Raw genomic sequence first — 12097 nt, forward strand, 5'->3', positions numbered from 1 at the left:
CTTGCTCCTTCATGCGCTGGTTCGCCGCGCCGCGGCCTGAGTGATGCGGTCGAACATGACTCCGAGAAGGACGATGGCGAGCCCTGCGGCGAGCCCCTTCCCGAACAGTTGGCCCTGCGAGAAACCGGCCACGACGTCGTAGCCGAGGGCGCCGGCGCCTACCAGGCCGCCCACCACAACCATCGACAGTACATAGATCAGACCCTGGTTCGTCGCGAGAGTCAGGGCGCCGCGTGCCATCGGCAGCTGGACCTTGGTGATGATCTGCCAGGTGTTGCACCCGGCGGAGGTGGCCGCCTCCACGGTCGTCGCGGGCACGTTCCGCACCCCGTCCGCGATGATCTTCATGGCGACGGGGGCCGCGTAGACGATCGCGGCGACGATCGCCGTGAAACGGGTCGCGCCGAACAGCGCGAGGAACGGCACCAGATAGACGAACGGCGGCATGACCTGTGCCGCGTCCAGGCTCGGCCGCAGCATGCGGTCCACCAGCCGGCTGCGGCCCATCCACACGCCGAAGCCGACACCGAGCAGCATCACGAGGACGGTGGCGACCACGGTCGACGCCAGCGTCGTCATGCTGTCGGACCACACCCCGGTGGCCACCAGCAGGCCCACGCACACCGCCGTGGTGACACCGGCCCGCCAGCCGCCGAGGACGACACCGAGCGTGATCAGCACGGCGCCGACGAGCCACCACGGGGAGTCGGTGAGCAGCGACTGGAACGGGTTGAGCAACCCGTTGGTGATGAGGTCGCGGACGGTGTTGGTGACGCCCGAGAGGTTGTCCTGCACCCAGGTCGTCGCGGTGTCGGCCGCGCTCGCGATGGAGCTGCCGACACCGCCCTCGCCGGGGAACTCCGCCGCCCACACATAGGTGTGCGACATGTAGACCAGGACGGCCGTGACCGCCGCGCCCGCGCCGAGCAGCGGCCGCCGCCAGGCGAGGAACCGGTTCTTCGAACGCCGGGCCTCCTCCTCGCGGGCGCTGGCCGCGGTCGTGACCCGGTCGAGGACGATCGCCATGACGACGATGGACAGGCCCGCGTTGAAGGCCGTGCCCACGTCGAGCGACTGCAGGGCCTGCACGACGGTCTTGCCGAGGCCCGGGGCGTCGATGAGGGCCGCGATGGTCACCATGGCCAGGGCGGCCATGATGGTCTGGTTGACGCCCATCACCACGGTCCGCTTGGACATGGGCAGCAGCACCTTCAGCAGGGCCTGCCCGCGCGTCGCCCCGAGGGAGTCGGCGGCCTCCACGGTCGTCTCCGGCACGGTCCGGATGGCGTGCGCGGTGATACGGATCGCGGGCGGCGCCGCGTAGATCACGGTGGCGATGGTGGCGGAGGCTCCGCCGATGAGGAAGAAGAGGGTCAGCGGGGCCAGGTAGACGAAGGTCGGCATCGTCTGCATGAAGTCCAGCAGGGGCGTGATGACCCGGTTGACCCGGTCGGACAGCCCCGCCCACACACCCAGCGGGATCGCGAACAGCAGCGCCACGCACACCGCGGAGACGGTGAGCGCCAGGGTGTCCATGCTCTCCTGCCACAGGCCCTGCAGGCCGAGGAAGGTGAAGCCGGCCACCGCCAGCAGCGCGACGCGCCAGTTGCCGAACGCCCAGGAGACGTAGCCCGCGATGCCGACGACACCGAGCCAGCCGATCTGTGGCAGGGGGCGGTCGGCGGAGGGCTGTGAGATCAGCTCCTGCACGAAGGTCACCAGGGTGTCGATGACCAGGCGGATCTCGTTGAAGAAGTACAGGAACAGGGGGTTGGAGTTGCGGTTCGCGCCGATGGAGTCGTTGACGTCGTTGAACCACCGGTGCAGATCGGTCAGGTCCGCCGCCGCGAGGGCGAGGGTCTGCTTGCCGCGCAGGACGAAGAAGAGGACCAGCCAGACGAGCAGGATCGCGCCGATCACCATGGACCGGCTGACGCGGCGGGGTTCCGGGGCCGGGGCAGGCTCCTCGGCGGGCCGGATCGTCTCCGGCCCGCCCGGCGGCTCGGTCTTCTCCACGACGACGGTCATCACGCGCCGCCTTCCTGCCCGGCGACCACGGCGAGGATCTCCTCGTCGCCGACGATGCCGAGCAGCTTGCCGTTCTCGACGACCTTGACCGGCTTGTCGGCGGCGAGCACCGCCCGCGTGGCCTCCTTGACCACGACGTCCGGTCCCAGCTCGGGGCCGTCCAGGGCGTCGCCGTCCTCCAGCGGCCGCATGATCCAGCGCAGGGTGAGCACGTCGCCGCGCGGTACGTCCTTGACGAACTCGCGCACGTAGTCGTCGGCCGGGGCGCCGACCAGTTCGTCGCCGGTGCCGCACTGGACCATCTTGCCGTCGCGCATGATCAGGATGCGGTCGCCCAGCTTGAGGGCCTCGGAGAGGTCGTGGGTGATGAAGACCATCGTCTTGCCGACCTCGTGGTGCAGCCGGATGACCTCGTTCTGCATGTCGCGGCGGATCATCGGGTCGAGCGCCGAGAACGGCTCGTCGAAGAAGAGCACGTCCGGGTCGCCGGCCAGCGCGCGGGCCAGTCCGACCCGCTGCTGCATACCGCCGGAGAGCTGGTCGGGGTAGGACTTCTCGTAGCCGGCGAGGCCGACCAGCTCGACGACCTCCTGGGCCCGCTTGACGCGCTCGGCCCGGCCCAAGCCGCGGATCTCCAGCCCGAAGGCCACGTTGTCGAGGACCCGGCGGTGGGGCAGCAGTCCGAAGTGCTGGAAGACCATGGAGAACTTGCGGCGGCGCAGCTCACGCAGGCGCCTGTCGTCGGCCTGGCGGATGTCCTCGCCCTCGAAGACGACCTCGCCCGAGGTGGGTTCGATCAGCCGGGTCAGACATCGCACCAGGGTGGACTTGCCGGAGCCGGACAGGCCCATGACGACGAAGACCTCGCCGGGCGAGACGTCGAAGTTCACGTCGCGCACGGCGGCGGTGCAGCCGGTGCGGTCCATCAGTTCGCGGCGGGAGAGCCCGCACAGTTCCTCGGACTCCGGCACCCGGTCGGCCTTCGGCCCGAACACCTTCCACAGCCTGCGCACGGAGATGACCGGGGTGGGACCCGAGTCCTGGGGCGTGCCGCGCCGCTGCGGCACCTCGGTCTGGGTGGTCATGTTCGACCTTCTTTCGGCGTTCAGCCGCTGAACCAGCGCTGCGGCCGGGGTTGGATGTTCTGCCAGATGTGCTTGGGCTCTCGGTACTCGTTCAGGCCGGTCGGTCCCAGCTCCCGGCCCACACCCGAATGCCCGAAACCGCCCCATTCCGCTTGCGGCACATAGGGGTGGTAGTCGTTGATCCACACCGTGCCGTGGCGCAGCCGCCGGGCGACCCGCTGGGCCTTGCCCGCGTCCTCGGTCCAGACGGCCCCGGCCAGCCCGTACTCGGTGTCGTTGGCGATGCGTACGGCGTCGTCCTCGTCGGTGAAGCGCTCCACGGTGAGCACGGGTCCGAAGGACTCCTCGTGCACCACCCGCATGTCCTGCCGGCACTCGTCGAGGACGGTGGGCAGGTAGTAGTGGCCGTCCGCCAGCGCCGGGTCGTCGGGGCGGGCGCCGCCGCAGCGCAGCACGGCTCCCTCGGCGAGGCCCGAGGCGACATAGGCCTCGACCTTCTCCCGGTGCTGTGCGGAGATCAGCGCCCCGGTCTCGGCCTCGGCGTCGTAGGGGCCGCCGAGCCGGATGAGCCGGGCCCGGCGGACCACCTCGTCGACGAAGCGGTCGTGCAGGGAGTCCTCGACGATCAGCCGGGCACCGGCCGAGCAGACCTGGCCCGAGTGCAGGAAGACGGCCGTGAGGGCGAAGTCCACGGCCGTCTCGAAGTCGGCGTCGGCGAAGACGACATTGGGGTTCTTGCCGCCCAGCTCCAGCGCGACCTTCTTCACGGTCGCAGCGGCGGTGGCCATGATCCGTCTGCCGGTGTCCAGGCCGCCGGTGAAGGAGACCAGGTCGACGCGGGGGTCCTCGGAGAGCGGGGCACCCACCTCGGGTCCGGCGCCCAGCACCAGGTTGGCGGCGCCGGCCGGCAGCCCGGCCTCCTCCAGCGCCCTCATCAGCAGGATGGAGGTGGAGGGGGTGAGCTCGCTGGGCTTGAGGACAATCGTGTTGCCGGCCAGGAGCGCCGGGGCGACCTTCCAACTTGCTTGCAGGAGAGGGTAGTTCCAGGGGGTGATCAGTGCGCACACCCCGACCGGCTCATAGACGACCCGGCTGACGGCGTCGTCACGGCCGGTGTCGATCACCCGGCCGGCGTCGGTACCGGCGAGTCCGCCGTAGTAGCGGAAGCAGGAGACGACGTCGGCGATGTCGTACTCGCTCTCCACCACCCGCTTACCGGTGTCGAGCGACTCGGCGCGGGCGAAGCTCTTGGTGTCGCGCTCGATGATGTCGGCGGTGCGCAGCAGCAGTGCGCCGCGCTCCCGCTCGGGTGTGCCCGGCCAGGGGCCGGCGTCGAAGGCCTCCCGGGCCGCGGCGATCGCCGCCTCGGTGTCGGGGCGCGTCCCTTCCGAGACGGTCGCCGTGAGCGTGCCGTCAGCGGGACATCGGATCTCCCGGTGACCGCCGGCCACCGGAGCCCGCCATTCGCCATTCACGTACAGGTCTGCCACGCGCCGAGCCTTTCAACTGAAATTCGTTGCGCATCGTGCACCCGATTGCTTGTGATGGAACACCCTGGCCGCTGGCCAGACGGACGTCAAGATGTTGACTGATGACGATTTGGCCATGCGGCCACTTACCCGTCCACCCTTGACCGCAAGCCACGCCGACCCGACCATGTTGCGTATCGCTCACCTTGTTGTGCAATACGCACCGACGGAGGCCGCCGTGTCCATGAGGTTCCCCCGACCGCAACCTGGCCGCGAGTTCGTTCTGACCCTTTCCTGCCCCGACAGTGCCGGGCTGGTCCACGCCGTGAGCGGCTATCTCGTCAGGAACTCCGGAAACATCCTCGAAAGCCAGCAGTTCGACGACCGACTTCAGGGCCGCTTCTTCATGCGGGTCCACTTCGACGTCTCCGACCCGAACGTGGACCTGGAGGGCCTGCGGTACCGCTTCGGTCCGGTAGCTCAGGCCTACGGCATCTCGTGGTCCCTCAGCGACGCCTCCACGCCGACCCGGACCCTGATCATGGTGTCCAAGTTCGGGCACTGCCTGAACGACCTGCTCTTCCGCCAACGGGCGGGCGCGCTCAACATCGAGATCCCCGCGATCGTCTCCAACCACCGGGAGTTCGAGAAGCTCGCGGAGACGTACGACATCCCCTTCCACCACGTGCCGGTGACCCGGGAGACCAAGCCCGAGGCCGAGGCACGGCTCCTCGAACTCGTCCGTGACCTGGACATCGACCTGGTCGTCCTGGCCCGCTACATGCAGATCCTCTCCGACGACCTGTGCAAGGAGCTGGAGGGCCGGGCCATCAACATCCACCACTCCTTCCTCCCCAGCTTCAAGGGCGCACGCCCCTACGACCAGGCCTACGACCGCGGTGTGAAGCTCGTCGGCGCGACGGCGCACTATGTGACCTCGGACCTGGACGAGGGCCAGATCATCGAGCAGGACGTGGTCCGGGTGGACCACTCGCTGGACCCCGCCGCGCTGGTCACGGTCGGCCGGGACGTGGAGGCCCAGGTGCTCGCGCACGCGGTGAAGTGGCACAGCGAGAGCCGGGTGATGGTCGAGGGCAACCGCACGGTCGTCTTCCGCTGAGCGGTACCGCCTCCGTATACGAACGCCGGACGGGTCGAGAACCCGTCCGGCGTTCTGCGTTCTGCGTTCGACGGATGGCGTCCTGCCTGCGGGGGCGCGCTCAGGCATCCAGCCGGTCCAGCAGGGACCGCCGCCACCTCTCCGTCTCCGCGATCTGGTTGAAGGTGAACACGTGCAGCCCCGCCACCCCGGAGGCGGGGTCGGTGAGGGCGTTCTCCGCGCGCGTGAGCAGCTTCTCGGGCGAGTAGCCGCCGGGCGCGGCGAAGCGCACGAACCACGACGCGTGCCGGGTGAGGAAGCGGGTGGACTCCCCCACCCCGATCTTCGTCGCCATCGCCAGCAGCTTCGCGCGCTGCACGGGCCCGGCGACGCCCACATGGACCGGCAGGGCCACCTCCCGGCGCCGTACGCGCACGAGCCAGTCGCCGAGCACCCGCGGGTCGAAGCAGAGGTTGCTCACGATGTACGTGGCGTGCTCGCGCTTGTCCCACATCGCCTGGACGGTGATGTCGTCGTGGATGAGCGGATGGCTCTCGGGATAGCCGGTGACGCCGACATGGGCGAAGGGCCCGCCCAGCTCGCCGAGCCGGCGCAGCACCGGCAGCGCCCCGTCGTAGGGCCCGGCCGGCGGGTCGGCGTCGCCCGCCGGGACGAACACGTCGTCCACGCCCGCCTCGCGCAGCCGGCCCGCGACCTCCTTCAGGTGCAGGTCGTCCCGCAGGAGCCGGGCGGGGACGTGCGGGACGACCCGGTAGCCGTGCGCGGCGAGCCGGCCCGCGAGGTCGAGGGTGGGTTCCAGGCCCTTGACCGGCGAGGCCGTCACGGTGACGACGACGTCGCGCGGGACATGGGCGAGGACCTTCTCCTCGGTGGCCTTCGCGGGCAGCACCTCGTAGCGCACCGTCTTCAGCAGTGTGCGCAGCCCCCCGGCGCCCAACGCCTACTCCGCCTGCTTCTGGACGTCGCGGTGGCGGTAGTACGCGGCCTTCGAGGGCGCCAGCGGCTCCTTGCCGAGGATCAGGTCGGCGGCCTTCTCGGCGATCATCATCACGGGCGCGTAGATGTTGCCGTTGGTGACGTAGGGCATGACGGAGGCGTCCACGACGCGCAGACCCTCCACGCCGTGCACGCGCATGGTGTTCGGGTCCACGACGGACATCTCGTCGGTGCCCATCTTGCAGGTGCAGGACGGGTGCAGGGCGGTCTCGCCGTCCTTGGCGACCCAGGCGAGGATCTCCTCGTCCGACTCGACGGACGGTCCGGGTGAGATCTCCCCGTCGTTGTAGGGGGCGAGCGCGGGCTGGTTGAGGAGCTTGCGGGCCACCCGGATGGCCTCGACCCACTCGCGGCGGTCCTGCTCGGTGGAGAGGTAGTTGAAGCGCAGGGCGGGGTGCTGTCGCGGATCCTTGCTCTTGATCTTCACCGAGCCGATGGCGTCCGAGTACATGGGCCCGACGTGCACCTGGTAGCCGTGGCCGCCCGCCGGCACCGAGCCGTCGTAACGGACCGCGATGGGCAGGAAGTGGAACATCAGGTTGGGGTAGTCGACGTCCTCGTTGCTGCGGGCGAACCCGCCGGCCTCGAAGTGGTTGGTGGCGGCCGGGCCCTTGCGGAAGAGCCACTGGAGCCCGATGAAGGGCGCGCGCCACTTCGCCAGGTACGGCTGCATGGAGACGGGCTGCTTGCAGGCGTACTGGATGTAGACCTCCAGGTGGTCCTGCATGTTCTCGCCGACGCCCGGGAGATCGTGGACGACGTCGATGCCCAGCGCCCGCAGTTCCTCGGCGTTGCCCACGCCGGAGAGCTGGAGCAGTTGCGGGGAGTTGATCGCGCCGCCGCAGAGGATGACCTCCTTGGCGCGGACCTGCTTCGGGGCGCCCTTGCCGCGCTGGTACTCGACGCCGACGGCCTTCTTGCCCTCGAAGAGGACCCTGGTGACGAGGGCGCGGGTGGTGACGGTCAGGTTGGGGCGCTTGCGGACGGGCTTCAGGTACGCCTTGGAGGCCGAGAGCCGACGGCCGCGGTGGACATTCCGGTCGAACTTGGCGAAACCTTCCTGCCGGTAGCCGTTGACGTCGTCGGTGGGGGCGTAGCCCGCCTCCTCGGTGGCCTTGAGGAAGGCACCGAAGAGCGGGTTGTCCGCCGGACCGCGCTCCAGGACGAGGGGGCCGTCGTGACCGCGGAACTCGTCGTCCGGGTCGGCCGCGAGACAGTTCTCCATGCGCCGGAAGTACGGCAGACAGTGCGCGTAGTCCCAGGTCTCCATGCCCGGGTCGGCCGCCCAGCGCTCGTAGTCCATGGGGTTGCCGCGCTGGAAGATCATGCCGTTGATGCTGCTGGAGCCGCCCAGCACCTTGCCGCGCGCGTGGTAGACGCGCCGGCCGCCCATGTGGGGCTCGGGCTCGGACTCGTACTTCCAGTCGTAGAAGCGGCTGCCGATCGGGTAGGTCAGCGCCGCGGGCATGTGGATGAAGACGTCCCACGGGAAGTCCGTCCGGCCCGCCTCCAGGACCAGGACTCGGTTCGCCGGGTCGGCGGACAGCCTGTTTGCCAGTGCACTGCCCGCGGAACCACCACCGACGATGACGAAGTCGTACTGCACAGGAGCCATGGTGCCTCGTCTCGCTCGCGCCGTAGATATGCGAGGCATGCTAGACCGGTAGCGCGATACGCACCAGGTTGCGAACCGCGCAACTTCTGGAACTTCGTTTCGCGCCGGTTACTTGCAGGTGTGTTGTTTACTGCGCGTATAGTTGCACTGTGAGCAACTACAGCCTTGACACGGAAACGTCGAATTCACACGCCGGCCCGGGCGGGGTGCAGTCGGTGGATCGCGCCATCAGCGTCCTGGAGATCCTCGCCCAGCGCGGCGAAGCAGGCGTCAGCGAGGTGGCGGCGGAGATCGAGGTGCACAAGTCCACGGCCTTCCGCCTTCTCGGCGCCCTGGAGGCACGCGGCCTGGTGGAACAGGCAGGCGAACGCGGCAAGTACCGGCTCGGCTTCGGCATCGTGCGGCTGGCCGGCGCGGTCACGGGTCGTATCGACATCACCCAACAGGGCCGTCCCGTCTGCGAACGGCTGGCCGAGGAGATCGGCGAGACGGTCAACATCGCCGTGATGCAGGAGCATTACGCGATCAACCTGTACCAGGTGCGCGGCCCCGGAGCCATCACCGCGCACAACTGGGTGGGCCAGCTGACCCCCCTGCACGCCACGTCCAGCGGCAAGATCCTGTTGGCCCACCTGCCGGCGAAGGAACGCGCCACGCTGCTCTCGGACTCGGGCCTGAAGAAGGTCACCCCGCACACGATCACCGCGAAGACGAAGCTGGAGAAGAACCTCGCCGTGGCACGGGAGCGGGGCTACGCCTTCACCCTGGAGGAGCTGGAGATCGGTCTGCACGCCATGGCCGCACCGGTTCGCAACCGGGACGGCGAGGTCATCGCCGCCCTCAGCGCCTCCGGCCCCTCCTACCGGTTCACCGAGGAGCGTCTGCACGAGCTGTCCCCGGTGCTGCTCGACGGCGCCGCCGAGATCAGCCACCGGATGGGGTTCCTGGGCTGATTCACCCCTGAGAAGTCCCGAGGCGCTCGTTCACCCAGTCGTGGAACGCGCCGATGTGGTGCTCGCTGGGCACCAGCACACCGCCCTTGGCGTACAACCGGGAGCTCATGCCGGGCTGGGTCCGCTCACATGCCTCGAAGTCCTGGAGGTTGACCCGGTCGAAGAGTTCCACGGACCGGCTGACGTCCTTGCCGCTCTCGACGACGTGCGGCAGGTACAGCCAGTCGCATTCGACGATCGTGCGGTCCACGGAGACCGGGTACATCCGGTGGAAGATCACGTGGTCGGGCACGAGGTTGATGAACACCTGCGGCTTGACCGTGATCGCGTAGTAGCGGCGGTCCTGGTCCTCGGCCACACCCGGGATGCGGTCCAGCCCCTCGGAACCGTCGACGGTGAACCCCTGGACCTCCTCACCGAACTCCGCGCCATGGCCCACGTAGTACTGGGCCGCATACCCGTCCGCGAACTCCGGCAGCACCTCGGTCAGTTCGGGATGGATCGTGGCACAGTGGTAGCACTCCATGAAGTTCTCGATGATCAGCTTCCAGTTCGCCTTCACGTCGTACGTGATCCGGCGCCCCACGGACAGGTTGCCGATGTCGTACCGCTCGATCGACTCCAGGTCACCGAGCCGCTCGACGACCGCGCCCAGCACATCCGCCTCGAAGGACGGCGGGTTCTCCGCGAGACAGACCCAGACATAACCGAGCCATTCGCGCACGGCGACGCTCACCAGGCCGTACTCGGTACGGCCCACGTCGGGCATCTTGGTGAGATTGGGCGCCGCGACGAGCTTGCCGTCCAGACCGTACGTCCAGGCGTGGTACGGACACTGGAAGGCCCGCTTGACCTCGCCGGACTCCTCGGTGCAGAGCTTGGCCCCACGGTGCCGGCAGACGTTGAAGTACGCGCGGATCGAGTTGTCCCGGGCCCGGGTGACGAGGATGCTCTCGCGGCCCACGTCGACGGTGCGGAAGGCGCCGGGCTTCGCCAGCTCGGAGGCGCGGGCCACACAGAACCACATGGTCTCGAATATGTGCTCCTGCTCCTGGGCGAAGACCACCGGATCGGTGTAGGAGGAGCCGGGGAGAGTGGCGATCAGGCTGTCGGGCAGACCGGTCGAGGTCACGGGGCACTCCTCGGGGAACGTCGCGGAGGGGTGAGGCGGACGCCGGGAGGAACGCCTCCGGTCGGCGTTGTGCATGGAGCAACGCTGCGCGCTGTGGGCAACCGCAGCATGAGGTGACGCCGGGACGGTGTCAAGACGTGGTGGCGGCCAGCTCCTTGCGCACCCGCATGAACAGCCGCGGCTGGTTCATCCCGAGCACGGCGACCGGCCGGCCGGCGCGCCGGTAGACGGCGAGGACGTCGCGGCCCTCGGCCGAGCCCGCCTCGACGGTGACACTGTCGGCCTCGGCCGCGTGGCCGGCGAACTGGATACGGACGCCGTACTGGTCCGACCAGAAGTACGGCGGCCTGGGTACGCCGGGCTCGACCGCGCCCCCCGCCAGCAGGGTGGCTACGGCGGCCTCCGGACGCTCGCGCGCGCCGGTCCAGTGCTCCACGCGGCGGTGGTGGCCCGCGCGAGGGTCGTACCAGTTGGCGCAGTCGCCGACCGCGACCACACCGGCGAGGCTGGTCCGGCCGTCGGCGCCGCACTTCACGCCGTTGTCCAGCGCGACACCGGAACCGGCCAGCCACTCGACACACGGCCGGGCCCCGACGCCGACGACGACGAGGTCGGCGGGGATGCTGCGGCCGTCCTCCAGCAGAACGGCGTCGACCCGGTGCTCGCCGCTCAGGCCCTTGACCCCCACTCCGCACAACAGGCGTACGCCGTGGTCGGCGTGGAGGCCGGAGACGACGGCGCCCATGGTGTCGCCGAGCGGTCCGGCCAGCGGGGTCGAGGCCGCCTCGACGACGGTCACCTCCAGGCCGAGGGCGTACGCGGTGGAGGCGACCTCGGCGCCGATGAAGCCGCCGCCGATCACCACCAGGCGTCCGCCGCGGGCCAGTTCGTCCCGCAGGGCGCGGGCGTCGTCCAGGGTGCGCAGGGTGTGCACTCCGGCGAGGCCCGCCGAGCCGGGCAGGGCCCGCGCGACGGCGCCGGTGGCGATGACGAAGCCGTCGGCGCGCACCTCATGTCCGTCGGCCAGGCGGACGGTGCGCGCGGTGTGGTCGAGTCCGGTGGCACGGGTGCCGAGCAGCCACTCGGCCGCCAGGTCCTCGCCGTCCGTCTCCAGGGCGAGTTCGGCCTCGCCGAGGGTGCCGGCCAGGAACTCCTTGGAGAGCGGGGGCCGGTCGTAGGGACGGTGCAGCTCGTCGCCGATGACGACCAGGCGCCCGTCGAAGCCCTGCTTGCGCAGGGAGCGAGCCGCCGACAGGCCGGCGAGCGAGGCGCCGACCACGGCGACGGTTCTCACGCGGGACCTCCGGCGAGCCTGGCGGAGATGCAGGGCGGCAGGTTCGGAGCGTCCGTGGAGAGCCGGACGTAGATCATGCCGTCCTCGACGACGACCTCGTGCGTCCGCACCGGCAGCTTGGCCGGCGGGGAGTCGACCGCGCCGGTGCGCAGGTCGAACTTGGAGGCATGCAGCGGGCATTCCACCTCGCAGCCCTCCAGCCAGCCGTCGGCGAGCGAGGCGTCCTGGTGGGTGCAGGTGTCGTCGATGGCGAAGACCTCGCCGTCGTCGGTGTGGAACACCGAGACCGGCGGGTCGATGTCGAGCCGGAAGGCCTCACCTCGCGGGAGATCCGCGAGACGGCACGCGGGAATCATCATGACACCTCGGGTGCATATAGCGAAACGGATTGCGGTAAGCGCAACA

At 69.7% G+C, this 12097-nt stretch carries 10 protein-coding genes; 2 read left to right on the forward strand and 8 right to left on the reverse strand.

The window, feature by feature from the left end:
* Positions 1-9: 9 nt before the first annotated feature.
* From ACZ9QC_RS01890 to ACZ9QC_RS01900, 3 genes are read right to left on the reverse strand one after another with little or no spacing between them, the layout of a single operon-like run.
* Positions 10-2028 (reverse strand): ABC transporter permease, encoded by a 2019-nt coding sequence (locus ACZ9QC_RS01890; RefSeq protein ID WP_472918474.1) that lies wholly within the window; start codon positions 2026-2028, stop codon positions 10-12.
* Positions 2028-3113, reverse strand: a complete 1086-nt coding sequence (locus ACZ9QC_RS01895) for a quaternary amine ABC transporter ATP-binding protein (RefSeq protein ID WP_472918475.1) — start codon at positions 3111-3113, stop codon at positions 2028-2030. The genes ACZ9QC_RS01890 and ACZ9QC_RS01895 overlap by 1 nt, the downstream gene beginning before the upstream one ends.
* Positions 3114-3133: 20 nt before the next feature.
* Entirely contained in the window at positions 3134-4603 is a 1470-nt protein-coding gene (locus ACZ9QC_RS01900) for an aldehyde dehydrogenase family protein (RefSeq protein ID WP_472918476.1), read from the reverse strand.
* 223 nt (positions 4604-4826) lie between these two features.
* Here ACZ9QC_RS01900 and purU point away from each other — a divergent pair, with 223 nt between their 5' ends.
* Positions 4827-5702 (forward strand): formyltetrahydrofolate deformylase, encoded by an 876-nt coding sequence (gene purU / locus ACZ9QC_RS01905; RefSeq protein ID WP_472918477.1) that lies wholly within the window; start codon positions 4827-4829, stop codon positions 5700-5702.
* A 100-nt stretch (positions 5703-5802) separates the two neighbouring features.
* Here the strand turns inward: purU and ACZ9QC_RS01910 are convergent, their stop codons facing one another.
* Together ACZ9QC_RS01910 and betA are read right to left on the reverse strand one after the other, a co-directional pair.
* A complete protein-coding gene (locus ACZ9QC_RS01910) occupies positions 5803-6639 on the reverse strand; it encodes a methylenetetrahydrofolate reductase (protein ID WP_472918478.1) in 837 nt (278 codons plus the stop codon).
* Between the two features lie 3 nt (positions 6640-6642).
* Entirely contained in the window at positions 6643-8313 is a 1671-nt protein-coding gene (gene betA, locus ACZ9QC_RS01915) for a choline dehydrogenase (protein WP_472918479.1), read from the reverse strand.
* Between the two features lie 206 nt (positions 8314-8519).
* Between betA and ACZ9QC_RS01920 the strand changes: the two genes are divergently transcribed.
* Positions 8520-9266 (forward strand): IclR family transcriptional regulator, encoded by a 747-nt coding sequence (locus tag ACZ9QC_RS01920; RefSeq protein ID WP_472921979.1) that lies wholly within the window; start codon positions 8520-8522, stop codon positions 9264-9266.
* Position 9267: 1 nt separating this feature from the next.
* Here the strand turns inward: ACZ9QC_RS01920 and ACZ9QC_RS01925 are convergent, their stop codons facing one another.
* The 3 genes from ACZ9QC_RS01925 to ACZ9QC_RS01935 all read right to left on the reverse strand — a co-directional run bounded on the left by ACZ9QC_RS01925 (position 9268) and on the right by ACZ9QC_RS01935 (position 12051).
* Positions 9268-10398 carry an aromatic ring-hydroxylating oxygenase subunit alpha gene (locus tag ACZ9QC_RS01925; protein WP_472918480.1) on the reverse strand — a complete coding sequence of 377 codons (1131 nt, stop codon included), beginning with the start codon at positions 10396-10398 and terminating at the stop codon, positions 9268-9270.
* A gap of 130 nt (positions 10399-10528) precedes the next feature.
* Complete coding sequence (locus tag ACZ9QC_RS01930) at positions 10529-11692, reverse strand: NAD(P)/FAD-dependent oxidoreductase (RefSeq protein WP_472918481.1); 1164 nt, start codon at positions 11690-11692, stop codon at positions 10529-10531.
* Positions 11689-12051 carry a bifunctional 3-phenylpropionate/cinnamic acid dioxygenase ferredoxin subunit gene (locus tag ACZ9QC_RS01935; RefSeq protein WP_316723950.1) on the reverse strand — a complete coding sequence of 121 codons (363 nt, stop codon included), beginning with the start codon at positions 12049-12051 and terminating at the stop codon, positions 11689-11691. Before ACZ9QC_RS01935 ends, ACZ9QC_RS01930 begins: the two co-directional genes overlap by 4 nt.
* Positions 12052-12097 lie beyond the last annotated feature (46 nt).

The organism is Streptomyces sp. HUAS MS02, assembly GCF_055702265.1.